The 17,256-nt window shown below is 40.3% G+C and carries 14 protein-coding genes; 6 read left to right on the top strand and 8 right to left on the bottom strand.

What is annotated here, in order from left to right:
* Nucleotides 1-54: 54 nt before the first annotated feature.
* The 3 genes from ACUVXA_RS04775 to ACUVXA_RS04765 all read right to left on the bottom strand — a co-directional run bounded on the left by ACUVXA_RS04775 (nucleotide 55) and on the right by ACUVXA_RS04765 (nucleotide 2,549).
* Complete coding sequence (locus ACUVXA_RS04775; RefSeq protein ID WP_445870101.1) at nucleotides 55-528, bottom strand: DUF61 family protein; 474 nt, start codon at nucleotides 526-528, stop codon at nucleotides 55-57.
* 81 nt (nucleotides 529-609) lie between these two features.
* A complete protein-coding gene (locus tag ACUVXA_RS04770) occupies nucleotides 610-1,296 on the bottom strand; it encodes a fibrillarin-like rRNA/tRNA 2'-O-methyltransferase (RefSeq protein WP_445870100.1) in 687 nt (228 codons plus the stop codon).
* Nucleotides 1,297-1,301: 5 nt separating this feature from the next.
* Complete coding sequence (locus ACUVXA_RS04765; protein WP_445870099.1) at nucleotides 1,302-2,549, bottom strand: C/D box methylation guide ribonucleoprotein complex aNOP56 subunit; 1,248 nt, start codon at nucleotides 2,547-2,549, stop codon at nucleotides 1,302-1,304.
* 121 nt (nucleotides 2,550-2,670) lie between these two features.
* Between ACUVXA_RS04765 and ACUVXA_RS04760 the strand changes: the two genes are divergently transcribed.
* From ACUVXA_RS04760 to ACUVXA_RS04745, 4 genes are all read left to right on the top strand, one after another.
* Nucleotides 2,671-3,603: a dihydroorotate dehydrogenase gene (locus ACUVXA_RS04760; RefSeq protein ID WP_445870098.1), complete on the top strand. Its 933-nt coding sequence runs from the start codon at nucleotides 2,671-2,673 to the stop codon at nucleotides 3,601-3,603.
* Nucleotides 3,600-4,394 (top strand): dihydroorotate dehydrogenase electron transfer subunit, encoded by a 795-nt coding sequence (locus ACUVXA_RS04755; protein ID WP_445870097.1) that lies wholly within the window; start codon nucleotides 3,600-3,602, stop codon nucleotides 4,392-4,394. The genes ACUVXA_RS04760 and ACUVXA_RS04755 overlap by 4 nt, the downstream gene beginning before the upstream one ends.
* A gap of 68 nt (nucleotides 4,395-4,462) precedes the next feature.
* Nucleotides 4,463-5,473: a hypothetical protein gene (locus tag ACUVXA_RS04750; RefSeq protein WP_445870096.1), complete on the top strand. Its 1,011-nt coding sequence runs from the start codon at nucleotides 4,463-4,465 to the stop codon at nucleotides 5,471-5,473.
* 183 nt (nucleotides 5,474-5,656) lie between these two features.
* Complete coding sequence (locus tag ACUVXA_RS04745; protein WP_445870095.1) at nucleotides 5,657-6,577, top strand: hypothetical protein; 921 nt, start codon at nucleotides 5,657-5,659, stop codon at nucleotides 6,575-6,577.
* A 247-nt stretch (nucleotides 6,578-6,824) separates the two neighbouring features.
* Here the strand turns inward: ACUVXA_RS04745 and ACUVXA_RS04740 are convergent, their stop codons facing one another.
* The gene (locus ACUVXA_RS04740; RefSeq protein WP_445870094.1) at nucleotides 6,825-8,444 is read right to left on the bottom strand and encodes a (Fe-S)-binding protein; all 1,620 of its coding nucleotides are present in this window, start codon (nucleotides 8,442-8,444) and stop codon (nucleotides 6,825-6,827) included.
* A gap of 11 nt (nucleotides 8,445-8,455) precedes the next feature.
* The gene (locus ACUVXA_RS04735) at nucleotides 8,456-9,868 is read right to left on the bottom strand and encodes an FAD-binding oxidoreductase (protein WP_445870093.1); all 1,413 of its coding nucleotides are present in this window, start codon (nucleotides 9,866-9,868) and stop codon (nucleotides 8,456-8,458) included.
* A 285-nt stretch (nucleotides 9,869-10,153) separates the two neighbouring features.
* Between ACUVXA_RS04735 and ACUVXA_RS04730 the strand changes: the two genes are divergently transcribed.
* Together ACUVXA_RS04730 and ACUVXA_RS04725 are read left to right on the top strand one after the other, a co-directional pair.
* Nucleotides 10,154-11,665, top strand: a complete 1,512-nt coding sequence (locus ACUVXA_RS04730; protein WP_445870092.1) for an aldehyde dehydrogenase family protein — start codon at nucleotides 10,154-10,156, stop codon at nucleotides 11,663-11,665.
* Between the two features lie 366 nt (nucleotides 11,666-12,031).
* Complete coding sequence (locus ACUVXA_RS04725; RefSeq protein WP_445870091.1) at nucleotides 12,032-12,955, top strand: hypothetical protein; 924 nt, start codon at nucleotides 12,032-12,034, stop codon at nucleotides 12,953-12,955.
* A gap of 90 nt (nucleotides 12,956-13,045) precedes the next feature.
* On the opposite strand, the gene ACUVXA_RS04720 is transcribed toward ACUVXA_RS04725, so the two are convergent.
* From ACUVXA_RS04720 to ACUVXA_RS04710, 3 genes are all read right to left on the bottom strand, one after another.
* Nucleotides 13,046-14,497 carry a M48 family metallopeptidase gene (locus tag ACUVXA_RS04720; RefSeq protein WP_445870090.1) on the bottom strand — a complete coding sequence of 484 codons (1,452 nt, stop codon included), beginning with the start codon at nucleotides 14,495-14,497 and terminating at the stop codon, nucleotides 13,046-13,048.
* 147 nt (nucleotides 14,498-14,644) lie between these two features.
* A complete protein-coding gene (locus ACUVXA_RS04715) occupies nucleotides 14,645-16,000 on the bottom strand; it encodes a phenylacetate--CoA ligase family protein (RefSeq protein WP_445870089.1) in 1,356 nt (451 codons plus the stop codon).
* Nucleotides 16,001-16,123: 123 nt separating this feature from the next.
* Nucleotides 16,124-17,065: a phenylacetate--CoA ligase family protein gene (locus ACUVXA_RS04710; protein WP_445870088.1), complete on the bottom strand. Its 942-nt coding sequence runs from the start codon at nucleotides 17,063-17,065 to the stop codon at nucleotides 16,124-16,126.
* Nucleotides 17,066-17,256 lie beyond the last annotated feature (191 nt).

Here is a 17,256-nt window from a genome sequence, read left to right as displayed (position 1 = left end):
ATCATAGAAGAGAACAAAAAACTATACAACAGGAGCTTTGTCTGAACATATGGTTCAAACTATTCTATCTTTGAAAACTGAGTCTTTTAAGTTTGTTTTAGTGGTTGCAAAACCTATGGTTGTTAGGGATCTGATTTTTCTTCTTATTTCTAATACTTGATGACGATAAATGTAGGGAGGAAAATTGTTTTCATCATCTGAAAAAGGGTTCTCAGTTACCCCTAAAAGCTTCATAATAACCCCTTTCTCTATTTTTCCTCCACTGATACTATAAACTCCTTCACCCATTTCGATTCTTCTGATAAAAACTATTGGAAGTTGAAGGCTTCCATGATACTTTTTAGGCACTATTTCAGCTAGAAACTCTAATTCTTTCCTATCAAAAGGAATCTGATCTCCATCCAGTGTTATAACATAGGGATTCTTAGAAGATAACAAGGATTCTAGGGTTTTATAGTTCCGAGGTAAATGGTCATTTATCTTATCTATTTCTCGTCGCCAAATATTAGAAAGGTGATCACTTTTCATAAAAATCTCGACCATAGATTCTAAACTGACCTCAAATTTTTACACTAGTTGGTATGCTTCAGTTTTACCTGGGATTTGAGTCTATTTGAACTTTGCTAGAACCATGGCGTGAGCCTTATCAAAAGGTTCTAGGTTTAAAACCTGTATGATTTCGAAACCTTTTTTTGTAAGCACTTTGGTTTCCTGTTTAAAAACCTCGCTAGGCTCCTTCGTCACGTCAACACTCTGTGCCTTTATGGCCAGCATAATATAGCCACCACTCTTCAGAAACATCTCCGAGTTATCGGCAAGAAGTTTAGCTTGTTCTGGTTGAGCAACATCAGAATAAACCACGTCAACATACTCGACAAGCATTCTGTACTTCTCTGGAAAACGAGCATCGGCAAGTATAGGAATCATATTCCTCTTGCCTTCGCATACCCTGACCAATTCCCTCATGACACGGGGAGAAAACTCCACACAGAAGACAACACCGTCAGCCCCCACAATATCTGCTACGTGACTTGAGGTGGTTCCCGAAGCCGCACCAAGATACAACACTTTGCTACGCTCTTCTAAGGGCACCCTCTCAATTTTCTTTAATATAGAAGCCGCCAATTTGCTTCGATAAGGTTCCCATAAACGGAACTCGTTTCCCTTATAATTGACTAGTTTCTCTCCGTAAACCTGAAATCCCGGCGAAATATTCCGTGTGGCGAGCCTTTTAATACCATCATCACCCACCGCCAAGAATATGCCCTTAAATTTTTCATGAGGTTCAACAATCAATCTGTTCACCTAGTCTTTTTCTTTTTACTTTTCACCTTACTACCACCCACTCTACCCTTTCGCCTAGCTCTAGGCACGAACTGTTTGGGTTTACGAGCAGGGGGATTAGGATATTTCGTTTTTATTTGTGCAATTCTTTGATTGATATCCTCCTTTAATTCTTCAGCCACATATTCCCCTGAAAAAGCATCAATGCGCGCAGCAATAGCGAGTTTTCCCGCGTAAATTCTAGCGATTTTGCCTCTCTGCCACCAAGGAGCTGTATTAATTTCGGGGTGTCGAAATATTACCCCATGTTTCGGTGGAGGAGCCCCGGTCTTTTTATGGCGGAAAAGTGCCTTCTCCGCTCCCAGTATCTGGGTAATGCTCGAAGGAAGACGAGCCAGTTCATTGATTCCACCTGATAGACTTATTAAACGCGCTCCTAAGAGAGGTCCAATGATACCATTAACATTGGGTGCGACTTCTTTCATCATTTCAGATATATATCTCTCAATCTCTCTCCTTAGTTCAAACAACCTAACAGTTTCTTCTGCGAATTCTCTTAGAATTTTAATATCGTATCCGGAGATTTCAGCACCCATAGATTTATCCGCCTCATTCACAATTTCCTCACTCAGCTTATCGGGAATTCTTGATAAATTCTCCAAGCTTTCCAAGGTATAATTTGATCTCAAACCGATTTCACTCACAATGCTCACAAAAGCGAGATGACTCGAAATCATTTTATCAAGCTCTGGAAAGTGCAAACTATACCATTCTCGAATCCGCGTTGAGAACAAATTAAGAATGTTATCAATATCATCAAGAGCAAATACTGCTTGCACTATCATCTTATCACGCTTTTCCCCCTCCTCCTTAATCTTGAGGCGGGTTAACTGGGTATTCACCTTCCAGAGAAACTTCTTAAAATCTGGCTCAGATACCCCTCTCCCGGCCCTATTGACATAATCCAGCAGATTTTTTCTAAAGATTTTAGCAATGCTTGATGGTTTCTCAAATTCTATCTTAACTTCCACCCTGTCTTTAAGATTTCTTGCCAAAACTTCGTCCTCTAAAATGAAAGTTACATCTTTATCCTGGAATGCTTCGAGAAGGGTTTCTAAATCTTCAATTACCAAGCCTTCCTGCAACTGAATAATTTTTTGTGCCGTTTCTGAAACATCTTCGGGAAAGAGAGAAAAGTTTAGCAGGTTTCCCTCAGGATCCAGTGCAAATAAACCAAATACACTTTCCGCTATGTAGACTTTCATTGTGTTCCCTTCCACACTATTGAAATCCTTTTAACCCATAACAACCATTTTTTCTGTGAATAGAGGAAATTTTAGTATCAAATGAAATTAAGATTGCTTCCTTAAGAAATTTGTTGAATTTATGAAGGGAGGCCTCGTATTGGCAAAGATTTCAGTAAGCTTATCAAAGCTAAAACTACGCAATCCAACCATGCTCGCTTCAGGAATAATCGGGATTTCCGGAAAACTCCTCCTGAGAGCTGCGAAGGAAGGGGCAGGAGCAGTGGTTACAAAGTCTATTGGTCCTGAACCAAGAAACGGATACATTAATCCTTGCTTGACAGAAGTTTTTAAAAATTCATACTTGAACGCTATGGGTTTACCTAATCCAGGTGTGAAGTTCTTTGCAGAGGAATTAAAGATAGCCAAAGGGGGAAAGATACCAGTTATTGCTAGTGTGTTCGGAGCCTCACCCCTGGAATTTGCTTACGTGGCATCAGAAATGGAAAAGGCTGGAGCGGACGCAGTGGAGTTGAATGTTTCCTGTCCGCATTCTGAGATCGCCATCATAGGCCAGAGTTGTGAACTGGTAAGTGAAACAGTTAAAGAGGTGAAAAAGACGCTAAAAGTTCCCATTTTTGTAAAGTTAAATCCTAACGTTACCGATATTGTAGAAATAGCACTTGAAGCCGAGAAGGCTGGAGCGGATGCCATAACCGCAATAAATACCTTAAGGGCAATGGCAATAGATATCAACACTTATAAACCAGTACTATCAAATCGGATAGGGGGATTATCAGGTGAAGCCTTAAGACCCATCGCAGTACGCTGCGTCTACGAAATTTACGAACACGTAAAAATTCCAATTATCGCGGTGGGAGGTATTCTGAACTGGAGCCATGCCATAGAACACATACTAGCAGGAGCCACAGCGGTTCAAATAGGCACCGGACTAGTAAACGGATTCCAGATTTTTCAGGAGGTATCAAAGGGGATAGAGAAATACTTGGAGGAAAAAGGACACCGAAGTATTCAGGAGATAGTAGGTATTGCGCACCGGGAGGGAGAAAAATGATTAACAAATCCCGTATTGTGAAAATTATAAAAACAAAACAAGAAACGCCAACCATAAAGAGCCTTTTCTTCTATGATGATGAAGCCTCGAAATCTAACCCAGGGCAGTTTTTGATGATTTGGATTCCGGGAATCGATGAAATCCCTATAAGTGTATCCAGCACGCAGCCCCCTGGAATAACGGTTAGACGTGTGGGAGAGGCTACGGATGCCCTCTGCAGTTTAGAGAAGGGTGATAAGATAGGGATTAAGGGCCCCTTTGGCAATGGTTTCACAATAACTGGTAAAAAAGTATTAGTAGTGGGGGGTGGAGTAGGGGTAGCCGTTCTTCTACCTCTAATTACCAGTTTGGTTGAGAATCTCAGAAATGTTACTGTTATTTTGGGCGCCAAAACCAAAAAAGAACTACTCTTAAGAGAACAAATAATGAAAAAAGTGGGTGTAGACCGGCTTATCATGTGTACAGATGATGGGAGCTCGGGTCTTAAAAAAATGGCTAGTGACCAGGCCACAGAAATGATTGAAAAAAACGATTTCGACCAGATTTATACATGTGGACCAGAAAAAATGATGCATAAAATATTTGAAGTAGCAGAGAAAAGGAGCATTCCTCTACAAGCTACCCTCGAAAGATATATGAAGTGTGGATTCGGTCTATGCGGAAGTTGCTGTATAGGCTCCTTTTTAGTCTGCAAAGATGGACCAATTCTAGACAGTAATCGTCTAAAAGAAGTTATGGACGAATTTGGAAAATTGCACAGAAACTCTTCTGGAAAAATTGAAGAAATTTGATTCAAAACACGTGGATATTACAGAAAGATAAAAGCTATAACCTACACAAGTATATTTAAGTGTGCAACATGGATGATATTAAACTTCTTCAGGGTGTAGATTCAATTAAAATTAAGAATGGGGTAAAAATGATAAATGAGAGCGGCAATCTAAACCACTTTATTTTCAAAACTCAGAGATTGCTGAAATGGCTTGAAACAGAGGCTAACATTGATAAAGCTCTGAGCAACAAGGGGGGACCAGTCGAGCAGAGAAAACTCACCTTAGAGTGCACTAAACAGTTAATTCAACTAATTTCGTCCATAAAAGAAAACTCAACCAACAAGTACCCTGAAAAAATATTGGAAATAGAAGAGAGCTACAACTCTGCCACCGAATCTCTACAAGCCTTTAACAAAATAATTGGTGATGATGATTTAAACGCAGCTCGTGCATTTCATTTAAGCCAAGACTCCCTATATCAAATGTTAAATAAGGTATCCAAATTCGTTCAGATAGTTAAACCGGTTGACGAACACCCTCTAATTTTAAGAATCCTAGAACTAAAGCAAAAAGTAGAGGATTTAGAATCAGAAAGATATCAATTACTAGCTGAACTCCACAGAGTAAAAGGGGGAGAAGAAGCAATTTTTGAGACACCACTTCAACCCTCTTTTATTACTTCCTCAGACAGCCTCCTACAAGAAGTACAAAAGCTCAGAGCAGAAAAAACAATGCTAGAACAACAACTAAATGAGCTAAGAGGTGGAGAAAAGTCCAAGGCCTACCAGAGCCTATTGAAAGAAAACAACGAACTCAGAGAAAGAACCGCCCGCCTAACCGAAGCCCTTAGAATCACCAGGACACGAAACGAAAACCGGTTCAAACAACTACTACAAGAAAGAGACGAATGGCGAACCAAATCCTTGGAAAAAACAGTACGCAGCATAGAAGAAACAATGTACGAACTGCGAAACCAACTCGAAGCCCTAAAAAAAGAGAACCAACAATTAAAACAAAAACTGAACCTACGCCCCCAAAAAGCAGAAGAGGAAGAACACCAGGCAGAAGACCAGAAATACGACTTCTACTACGCGTAAAACCCCAGAATTCTAAAAACTGCAATAATATGTATTAAATGGCATTCTATTTTTAAAGCTAAAAAAATTTACAACAATTAAATTAAAATACTAAAAAAGATAACAGAAATCTTTCAAGTAATAAAGAACAAAAAGATGTTTTAAATCCAATCACTAACCATGTCTAATAATGGAGGAATAAAAATGTACACATCCTTTTGGGAAATCATTTACGACAGCATAATTCTAGTAATCGTATTCTTATTCGTATTCGCAGTAATAGGCGCAGGAGAAATGCTCAGAAAAAAGAAAGGCCTAGATCCGGGTTTCACACGAAAAATGATTCACTTTTTCGCAGGAGACGCCATACTATTCTGCCCATTCTTCATAAACCCACAAATAATACCAATAGTCCCACTAGTGATGGGAATCCTAATTTTCTTCTCCTCACCAAAATCGCCAATTCAAAGCATGAAATCGATGTTCGAAGTAATGGCAAGAGCTGAAGACTATGCAGCAGGCCACATCTACGGACCACTATACTACATCATCTCAATAGGCATCCTAGTAGCCATATTCGCTTTCCTCGCAGGAGGCGCCTACTGGCCCCTCTTCACCATAGCAGCAGTAGGACTATTCAGCCTATATTATGGCGACGGTTTAGCCACGGTTATTGGTGAGAGGTGGGGGAAACACAAGTACACTATTAGAGGATGCACTAGAAGTATTCAGGGTTCGCTAACTATGTTTGTAATGACTTTTCTGTCAACCTTTCTAGTAATATTCTACTTTAACTTCTTTGGATTCTGGCCCAGCTTTCCGGCAAACCAATGGCTATCAATCTGGTTGTTATACTATATAAGTCCTATTTTTGCTAACTATCTCGCCTTAACTGTAATTCTGTCAACGCCTCCAATTGTTCCGGAGCTCAGTTTAATTTTAATTGTGGGAATAGTTGCTGGAATAGTGGGAGCGGTGGTAGAGGGGTGTGCTGGAAGACAGTTAGACAACATTTACGTACCAATGATTGTCACCGCGGTAATCTTTGTTCTGGTCTTCCTAATGTTTCCAAACTACATTTCGGTACTATCCCTTAACCTCGGTAATCTATTCCCTTTCTTGTGAACCTATAATGATGTGAAATCAGAAAACAAGGGTGCACGAAGTAAAAATAAAGGTGGCAAAAGCCTTTTTGCTACCAATCCTCTTTTTCTTTAGCAAGTTAAAAAAACCCCCATACGCTTACGCGTTTTAGACAAAGGACGAAAATCTAAAGTTTTTCATGGCAACCTTCATACGCTGAAGCGTCTTAGGCAAAGGATGAAAATCTTTAGTTTTTCATGGGAAAATAAAAAGAAAACCATTCCTTTTACTAATAGGCATCCTCATCCTCCAGAATACCCGCTTCTCTTGCGAACGCACCATACCCCATTTTTATTAATACTCGGGTACTTTTATTGAGTAGGAAGTCGATCCAGATATCTTCGGTTGGTTCATTGTAGAATTTTCCGAATCTTTTTGCATATTGTTTTTCATCGTTGCTAGAAACTAATTTTTGAACTGCGTTTTGTGAGAATGCTATTTCAACATCGGCTGCGTTTGCTTTGCCAGTTCCGATTCTGATGCCGTCATCCGTGCGTAGGACATGGAAGGCTTCTAAAGGCGGTTTTTCGTTTTCGAATTCTTCAAGCGTGCTGAATAGGGAGAAGTCTATAAGGGAGTCGTTTACGAGATCTACGAATATGTTTGGATGGTTGTCGAGGTATTTTATGAATTGTTGGCCTAGGGATAATTCTTCTAGATTTTCTTCTATTATTTTTTCTTTTGTATAATTGTTTAGTAGGAATTCGGTGATGTCCATTACTTTTAATCCAATTCCGTTAGCTCCATCTTCGAGATTTGTTTTGCAGAATGGGCAGGCGCTGACTAGTACTTCTGCTTGGGTTTTTACGGCCTCAGCCAGTCTTTCTTTTGATATTTGCAGTGCTATGTCTGGGAAGGCTTTTTTTACTCCGCTTCCTGCGCCGCAGCAGTGAGCGTATCTGCGGTTTGTTTCCATTTCTACCAGTTCAACATTGGCTGTGGCTTTCAATAGGTTACGGGGATCCTCAAATATGTTCATGTGTCGGCCGAGATGGCAGGGATCGTGGTAGGTGACTTTGATTTTTTGGGGGCTGGCGAATGCTATTTTGTTTTGATTTGTGAGCTTTTTAAGAAGCTCGGTAACATGCATTAGTTTTACTTTGGTTCCGTTCCAGAATGGAGCGTAATCCTGGGAGAAAGTTCTGTAGCATCCTGCACAGGAGAAGACTACGGTCTTTGCTCCGATTTCATGAATTTTTTCAATGTTGTGTTTAGCGAATTCTTGGGCGGTTTTCACGAAGCCGGTTCTAAATAGGGTGGAACCACAGCATCGCTCGTCATCTAGAATGGTGAAGTTTACACCAGCTTTGTGAAGTAGCTCTACGGTTGAATTTGCTATTTCTTGTCTGCGGTAGCTTGAGGTGCATCCCACGTAGTAGACCACATCCGCTTTTTCAGGTATAGGAGCAGAGTTTAGGAATTCTCGTCTTTTCCGGTGGTCCTCGCCGTAGGGATTAAATTTTTCTAAAACGTTTTTCTCTATGCTGGCGTGTGAGTCTAGGAAATAGCCCGAGTTAACCAACTCTTTTCTGAGACACTCCATCATGGCGGGAACATCGATTCCGCCCTCAATGGCTAAGCAGGTTTCTTTACAACTGGCACAGGTGAGGCAGAGATTAGCCCACTGTATAATGTTTGAATCAATCTCAAGTTCCCCCTCTAGAAGCTTTTTTAGGATAATGATTCTTCCCCTGGCGCTGTATGTTTCAAAGCCCAGAAGATTTCTAATCGGACAGGGCATAGAAATGTGTTTCTTTGCTGTGCTAATTTTTACGGAGTATGCACAGTCACCACAACGACCACACTTTTCCATTTGATTTATATAGTCGGCTAAGCCATCGAAATTCATCCTCAACCACCTCACAAATCAAACACCGTAGGGTGTAGAATATTATTAGGATCGAGAACTCCTTTAATATTTCTCATAAGATTGTGAAAGTTGGGGTTCACCTGCGTGAGACACTCCTTCTCCCACAAGGGTCCACACCAGTAGGGTACTGCTCCCCCAGTGGAAAGCTCCATTTGTTTAATCTCCCCCCAAACTTTTTCCATCAATTCTTTATTTTTCTGGTCACCCATAAAGAGAGTAATCCAACCAGTGCAGTAGCTTCTATCCACACCGAGCGCGCTAATAATCCAGTTCATACCTTTGCCTTTAACACCATACTTCCCAAAAATTTTGAGAGCACCCTTAATAGTTTCAGGTAGAGTGGAGATAGGTCTCAAATGGCAGGTATTATACCAAAAACCGGAATCAAAAAGAGGCTGAACCATGTTGAACATATCGGTCCAATGAGCCTTGGAAAGAAATGTGCCCAGAGAACGCCCGTCTTTCTTGGCTATTTGATCTACTATTTCTTTCTTCTTATTGGCAATCTCCTCATCCTCTTCCTCGATAATTACAGCCAAAATACATTCCAAACCTTCCCAGAAATCAAGATAAGAATTAGCTAAAAGATCAATAGAATTCCTATCTCCAAGCAAAACAAGTTCTTCAGCCAGCTTCTTCCGCTGCAACTCATGCATTACTTTTGCGCAGTCCTCAATACTTTCAAAACCATAATCAGCAAAAGCCACCCCATTTGGAGTGTAATAAACCTTAAGGGTTGCTTCGGTTTTCACACCAAGCGTCCCATGATCACCCAGAAACAAACCGGTCAAGTCATTAAAAGTAGTATAGCGGGCAAAAATCTTTGCCTCAGGGTTCCAACCACTACCCGTTTTAATAATCTCACCAGTAGGAAGCACAACCTCTAGCCCAACCACGGAATCGCAAGCACCACCCCATTTACTAGCACCACAACCAATACTATTCCCACTCAACGAACCACCTACTGTTCCCGCGTTTCCACCATAAGGTCCCCTGAAGCCCAGTTTAAACCCTTTTTCCTTAAGCAAATGTATTAGTTCAGCCCACCTCAAACCAGCACCAACAGTAACCGTCATGGTGTCCTCATCAAGTTCCTTGAAGTAGTCCATACGAGTCAAATCGAGTAAAATCGCGTTGGGCACTCTGGGAAGGGCGGCACCATTGATGCTACTTCTAGCCCCCGCTGCAATAACTGGAATTTTTTTATCATTTGCAAGCTTCAAAATGTTTGAGACTTCTACTGTGCAACCCGGGCGAACTACAACCCCTGGAGAACCAAACTGAAATGGACTGGCGTCTCGACTATATGCCAAAAGATCAAGAATATTATCTCTAACATTCTCTTCGCCAGAAATTGACACTAACTCACTATACACTGTGTGGTGTGCTGCGCTCTCTAACAATAGAACACCTTCTATTCAGAAGTAATAAGCGGTAAGACTTCTGTAAGGCTTTTAATTTTTTTCGCTAAGTTATGAAGTAAATTCGCTTATTTTATGATTATACTCCAATATGCCATCTTTTTCGAATATATGTATCAAAATTCGAAACATGTTGAATTAATCTTGGACATCAGCAATAATTTTTAATAAGCACAAAACAGTGAAAACTGAATACTTTAATGCTCAAAAAATGGCATCAACCATTAAATTTAGTCAATTAGATGAAAGTAAGAGGAGTAAATAGCAATGACCATAGCAAACACCTCAAAAGACAAGATCTTTGTGAAAGACAAATACTCCGGTGAGCTTATACAGGAATTACCTGCCGATAATATGGAAACCTTGCGAGAGAAAATAAAGAAAGTATACAAACTTGAGAAAAAAATGGCAGAAACCACTTTTGATGAAAGAATAGACTTCCTAAGAAAGGTATCAAGAAGAATCAGGTTGAAAAGACAAAAAATCAAGGAAACTATCGCAAGAGAAGGAGGACTACCAATAAAATATGCCAATTGGGAAGTAGGAATGATCTCCCAAGGTTATCTACACGCTGATTGGCGAGCAGAAATGATTTCTGAACACAAAATACAAGCGATGCGAGGTGAAAGCAGAGTCTGTTATCATCCTCTGGGAACATGCGGTTCAATGACCCCGCGAAACACGCCCTTCAGCCTAACTGGTTGGGCCTTAGGAGCCAGTTGGTTAACAGGCAATCCCTGCATATTGAAGCCTTCAAGTGCGGTACCACTCTCCCCCCTACTGCTTCACGATATTGCTCAAGACGTAGCCGGCGATTTTCCAGTTGAAGCCTCTGAAGTAGTAGTAATGCCCGGAGATGCTGCAGCCACCGAGTTTGTAGCAAATCCGATGGTAAGCATATTCCTATTTTTCGGCAGCAGCCATGTCGGAAAGCAACTGTTTATTGATTATGCGGATTACTTGAAAGGCTGCCAGACTCCTCTACCCTTTGCATCCGGCTTTATGAACTACGGCAGGTTCAAAAAATTCATCTTCGAAATGGCTGGAAACGACGCAGGCATCATTCTTGGAGATGTGGATATTGACAAAGCCGCAAATTTTGCAGTTAAAGCCGCACTAACAAATAGTGGTCAACAATGCTTCAGCATGAAAAGAATACTCATTCATGAAACAATATTCGACGATTTCGTAGAATCAATGATAAACCATACTGAAAAGCTGAAGATGGGCAACCCTCTAGACCCAACAGTAGACATCGGACCATTAGGCTCAGAGAAAATCATGCTAATGATTGACTTCATGGTGAAAGACGCTCTAAACAAAGGCGGCAAACTCTTGTTTGGAGGCGAACGCCAAGACCCATTCTACCTGCCCACAATAATAAGATTCGAGCGAGAACAAGTAATGAACAACGATCAGGACAAGTTACCCTTTATGTGGGTTGAAGAAGCGTTTGGCCCCGCACGCAGCGTAGTACCTTTCCGAGATGAAGATGAGGCAATATTACTTGCCAACAGTACCCCCTATGGAATGCGCGCGTCGATATACTCAGACGACTTGGATAAAGCCAACAGAGTTGCTCGAAAACTAGAAACCGCAGGAGTATTCATAAACACCCAACCCGGGCAAGTAGATATCTCAATGAAAATGGGAGGTTACAAAGACTCAGGATTCCCACCTGGCGCACGCTATATCATCCATCACATGGTGCGCGAACAGTATATACATGTAGAGGACGCGTTTCACGAAAAGGAAAAAGGGACAGAGGAAGAAGAATAAAAATAAATTTTGAAAAGATTGCCAAACTGAATTTATATACGCTAAACTTGTGCTGCGCTTGTGAAGTTGGGAAGGGTACTGTTCTCTTTTTTCCTTCCCAACTTACGTTTTTTGTTTTAGGCGGTGTAGCTCTCCTACTCGTCCATGGCTTCATTAATACTATGGGTTCTTGGAATCGTACAATAAAATTTGACATTGAGAAGACTTTATTTTGTATGAATTCTTTATTTGAGGGGGATAAAAAATTATTTTTTAATTTCTCTTGAACCAGTTTGAGGTACTTTCATTTTCATAAGATATATATAAGAGAAAAGTTTAAAGTTAAGGTTAATATTTAGTTAAATAATTTGCTTGGAGGGATAAGAATTGGAGTGTGATCAGGAATTGACTTCTGAAATTAAAAAGTTTCTTGTCAATCAGGGAGCTGACCTTGTGGGTGTTGCTCCTATTTCTCGATTTGCTGAGTGTCCTGAAGAAACACATCCGCAACATTATATGTCGGACGCAAACTGTGTGATTTCTTTCGGAATGAAGATTATGGATGGTGTATGTGATGTCTGGGGGGAGTATAACCAGCCACACAAGAGTATTGCTCCATATCTGTTCTACGGCTATGGCTTGTTAAACTTTGACATGTCTCGAATAGGAAACCTTGCAGCAAAACGATTGTTAGAATTCAGAGGCTACAAATCCCTCATGTTTCCTCCAACATGGATGATATCTCAGTATCGATTTATTGAAAGAGCTTTGGAGCCTTACGTTACTTTTATGGCGGATTTTTCTCATCGTCATGCTGCTGTAGCCGCGGGGTTGGGAGAGTTTGGATTTAATGGGTTAGTGTTGGTTCCTAAGTTTGGTGCTCGTGTGCGCTTTAATTCAATTATTACTAATGCTCCCTTGGTGCCGGATCCTATGTATAATGGTTCAAAGTTGTGTCAGCCAGAAAAATGTGATTATAAGTGTGTTAGGGATTGTCCAACGGAGGCTTTAACTCTTGATGAGACTTTTACTGTGAAGATTGGTGATAAGCAGTACGAGTATTCTAAGCCCAATAAGGTGCGATGCATTATGGGCATATATGCCATGGTGCGGGGAACGGGAGCGAGGACGAGGAAAAGATTGCCTCCCCGGGAGAAGAAGAAGATTACTATTGAGGATTTTGTGCAGGGACGCAAGGGTGTTGGGGCTTTTGATCAGATGTTTCTGGAGGATTGTCGGGGTCTTATTTGTGGAGATTTCTGCGGTAAGTGTCTTCATGGCTGCCCCGCATACAAATTCTACAAGGAATAACTCTTCCTATAGTATTCTCTTTTTATTTTCTCGATTTATATTATTGAGTTGAAACATTGGTTCTAGGTTAGGAAAAACTGTTGTACATGGTTACGGTTTCAAAAAGCCTTTAATATTGTCGCGAAGTGACGCCCAAAAAGTGTGTTTTGTTATTGGCGGGCTGAGGTTTTCGATACGATTTATTCTGTAGTATGCTGGTGGGTGGGGGTCGAATGCTAGCCATTCTAGTCGTCTATACCTTCGATAAAATGGTTCCCTTTTGTAAACTGGTAGCAGTCTTTTGTAGGCTATTTTTTTCAATCCTTGGGCTAATGATTTAGGTTTTCCGATGTATTTTACTGCGTCCAAGTCGCAGCGTGCTTCGAAAACTTTTCCTAGTGCGATAATAAGTGCAAGGAAAGCAATAAGATACACGAAAAAGCCAGTGTATCCCAATCCGACTATGTAGGGGGCAAATATGTAGAAGCGGAGTATAAATTCGAGAATGATTAATCCGAATAATACTATAGGGTCATGATTTTTCAGGTGACTCAACTCGTGGCCTATGACACCTATTAGTTCTTCTTCTTCGAGTTGCTGCATAATACCAGTGGTTATGATCATGGCTCCTAGTCGTGGTGAAGGACCCATTGCCGCAGCGTTAGCCACCTCGGTGTTTGCTACAACGATTTTGGGCATGGATAGTTTAAATCTTTCTGCCGCTTTTTTAACAAGTTGCCAAACATTCACAGTTTTCACTGAAAGCCTATCTGGCTGGCAGTCAATACCGTAGTCAACAAATATTTTTTCTGCTAACTCGCAGGTAACCTTCTTGCGCGCCGAAACTATGTCGTTATAGATTTTTTCTCTTATTTCAGGAATCTTTTTTACGTTTGTTTTCAAGAATCTTTCATACTCTTCCATGGTGAGACTGTACTGTAAAAGAATAACTTCCGGTCTGTCTTTGGTGACTACCCAGTCACCCCTTGCAGCCAACCTACCTGAAAAAAGGGCGAATAACAGCAAAACAATTCCCAAAAGTAACGGTCCATAGTTTTGAAACACGATGAGGAATACGTAGCTTAGTGCTATGAAAATGAAAAATATTCCATACATACTCCGGGAGAAAAGAATATCAACCCACCTATTGGCCTTGGGTGATTCAGGAACCATCTTCTCCCCTTGTATATACGCAAAATAAAGGCTCATATTAGCCATCTGTTCTTCAAAAACCTGCACCATTAGAAGCGTGTCTTCATACAGTTCATCTTGAAAACTCTTAGGGATATCTGGGCTGCTGGACCTCATAATCAACTTAATGGGAACAGTCGCTTCAACTGTGACTTCAATATACTCTCCTGTTTTAGGTATGAAAACCTTGTAAGTCAAATAGTTCTTGCCATCCTCAGTGTATGACTGTATTTCTTTAAAGTTGCGATAACTCTTGTATCGAGAAAGATAATACTTTTGTAAAAATTCTGGAAGAAAACGCAAATTTGCCGGCACAAGCTCAGTATCAATGGTGTATTCTACCACGCTTTGTAGATCGCATCTTCCTGTCAAAATACTTCACCTTGAAAAAGACAAGCCCTACTCCGTAAATAGTTCTTATATTTTAAAAACAAGTGTGATATATATCTTTTTCACAGTGAATTCCAAAAATATTGATATAAAAAATAAAATAATTTAAAAAATATAGGAATTAAGAAATTACTCAGCTTCTTTAGTCAAGTCTAAAACCTTGATGACTTTGTGCCCTACAAACGGTAAATCAGCAATTGTCTTGACAACTTCTATCTCTGATTCAACACCCATCTTTTCCTTTAGCGCACTCTTAACCTCTTTAACGAACTTTTCTTGATCCTTAATTTTTGTTTGGTCAACAGCTAACTTCATTTTCAAAATTTCCATGGGACCTTTCTTATACTTAAGAATAGTGAAATATTCAGTAAATCCAGGAATATCACCCAGAGCATTCTCTATCTCTGTGGGAAAAGTTTTTGTACCCTTAATATTTGTTGCAAAAGCATCTCTACCAAGCAGTGTCCACCTTGAATGGGTTCTACCGCAATTACACTTCTCCAAGTCTTGGATAGTCATGTCTTCGGTTCCCCACCTTATTATGGGAAGAGACTCAGAAAAAAGATTAGTAATAACACACTCACCCTTCTCTCCTTTTGCTAAGGGCTCACGAGTTTCCAAGTCGCAAACATTGGTATAGAAAAGATCATCTAGGCAGTGATTACCCACATGAAACTCACAGTCCCCATAATACCATAAAGGCTCCGCTATACCACCCGAATCAAAAATATTCTCTGAAGCTATTCCAGTTTCTTTTTCTATCCGTTTTCTAACTGCGGTTGTGAGTACATCACCGTATCCCGCATCAATCAATTTGCAGCATGAGAAAACATCTCTTGGATCCTCGTTCATACTCTTTGCCGCTTCTATGATAGAGTATAGTGATATGTTTGGACTTGCGTAGACATTTGGTTTTAGAGTCTTCATTGTCATAACGTGTTTTTTTGATATGAAGGGTAGTGGATATCCACAATCAATGAGAACCGTCAGTCCCATTGCATCCATTGCGTAGAATAATTGTGACGCATAGGCGTGCCACCTAGGTCCTACCATGAAGAAGACGTCTCCCGGTCGGTAACCTTTCATCCATTTCAATCTACTATCCTGCTCTGAGGATATTTGTCGGTCATGCCAAGAGTAGGCGTATACGGTAGGAACACCGGTGGTTCCAGTTGAGGCTGCAATATTTAGTATTTTTTCTCCGAAGTCAATTGCGAGTAATCCTCCGAATGGATCTCCTGTTTGTTGAAGCCGTTCCCGTATTTCATCTTTGTACAGTATTGGAAGCTTGTTGAAATCGTCTATGGTTTTAACATCTTCTGGTTTTATTCCTGCCTCCTTAAAGCTCTTCTTGTAATGTTCGGCATTACTATAAGCGTAGTTTACCGCGTGGATCAGTTTTTTTGTTTGCAGTTCTTCTATTTCTTTTCTGGGCATGGTTTCGATGATAGGGGTCCAATATTTTTCTTTTTCACTTTTTGCCATATTAAAAACCTCACATTTTTTACTAAAACATCACACTTCTAGGGTTCTAGAAGGATTCTGGTGTGTGTTCTCCCACAGTCACAGGGATCTCTTACCAGTTTGCCTTTGATTTTTGACACATACCTAAGAATTGGAGATTGCTTCTTCGGATATGTTTGTAATCACTAAGTTTCCTACCCCGTTCGAATCTATTTCGCCGGTTTTAGAATCCACTGTTTCCACTATGAAGTGGTCTTCCCACAGGTGTAAACCGTTACAATTTTCACACTCCATGGCGAAGAAGTGGTTGTCTTGTATATCCAGCATGTTTAAGTGGATTCCACCCCAGGTTTCTTTGAACCCCTTTCTCAGTTTTGATTTTAGAACCGGGCTATCATATCTTGTTCTGTGTATCACTATTTGGGGATTAAACGCTTCTTTGGGTGTTTTTCCCTCTTTCTCGACCTCTTTAGCCATCAGTTTTGCTACATCGGCAGTGGTGATAATTACTCTGGGTTTGAAAAGGGTAGCTAGGTAGGTCATTCTGGGAATATCCAACAGGGATAAAGTGCATTCAAGGGGAATTGCTGTGAAGGGGAATTGATTCTGTACAGTTGATTGAGAATGCCATCCGCTCTCTAAAACTCGAACTATCAATTCCCACATGCTTGCTTGGACCTCAACGATGTCTCCTCTTACCATTCCGGACATTACCAAATGTCTAATTAATTGCTCTACTACTGCTTGTCTGTCATAATGGGTCATGCCGGTGAGTATTAGCGGTGGTTCAACCATTGTTTCGGGAGGATGAGCAATAAGCCACAGTTTTTCTTTTGACACGCAGAGTCTTCCTCCATAGATATCTTCAATGGTGACCGCTTTTTTCATATCTTCTCGAGTTATCGAGGGTAGTTTCTTCATGTCTTCCAGTGATTTTATGTCACCTGGTTTTATGCCAGCTTCGTCGAACTTTTTATGATGCAGTGTTGAGTTACTATACACATATTGTACCTGTCTTTTCAGTTTCTCTTCCTGAAGTTTCTTCAAATCTTTTCTGGACATGGTTTCAATTTTACTTCTCCACAATTTCTTCATAACCCCATTAAATTTTTATAGGAAAAGCGTTAACAACTATTTATACTTTTTGTTTTATAATAAAGTTTTAAAAATTACCTTTTATTCAAATAAAAAATAAATAGAGTACATAAAAACAAGTAACCATTGTAGAAATCATAGACATTTGTCACCCCCCCTCTTTAAATTTCTTTTCCGAGTTT

Source organism: Candidatus Jordarchaeum sp., assembly GCF_052745115.1.
The sequence above is the reverse complement of the archived record's forward strand: the minus strand, read 5'-3'. Positions and strand labels throughout refer to the sequence as shown.

Excerpts from the sequence above, each read along its gene's own strand:
- ACUVXA_RS04745 (WP_445870095.1), top strand. The coding sequence starts at position 5,657 with ATGTACACATCCTTTTGGGAAATCATTTACGACAGCATAATTCTAGTA.
- ACUVXA_RS04750 (WP_445870096.1), top strand. The coding sequence starts at position 4,463 with ATGGATGATATTAAACTTCTTCAGGGTGTAGATTCAATTAAAATTAAG.
- ACUVXA_RS04755 (WP_445870097.1), top strand. The coding sequence starts at position 3,600 with ATGATTAACAAATCCCGTATTGTGAAAATTATAAAAACAAAACAAGAA.
- ACUVXA_RS04730 (WP_445870092.1), top strand. The coding sequence starts at position 10,154 with ATGACCATAGCAAACACCTCAAAAGACAAGATCTTTGTGAAAGACAAA.
- ACUVXA_RS04715 (WP_445870089.1), bottom strand. The coding sequence starts at position 16,000 with ATGGCAAAAAGTGAAAAAGAAAAATATTGGACCCCTATCATCGAAACC.
- ACUVXA_RS04765 (WP_445870099.1), bottom strand. The coding sequence starts at position 2,549 with ATGAAAGTCTACATAGCGGAAAGTGTATTTGGTTTATTTGCACTGGAT.
- ACUVXA_RS04775 (WP_445870101.1), bottom strand. The coding sequence starts at position 528 with ATGAAAAGTGATCACCTTTCTAATATTTGGCGACGAGAAATAGATAAG.
- ACUVXA_RS04740 (WP_445870094.1), bottom strand. The coding sequence starts at position 8,444 with ATGAATTTCGATGGCTTAGCCGACTATATAAATCAAATGGAAAAGTGT.
- ACUVXA_RS04760 (WP_445870098.1), top strand. The coding sequence starts at position 2,671 with ATGAAGGGAGGCCTCGTATTGGCAAAGATTTCAGTAAGCTTATCAAAG.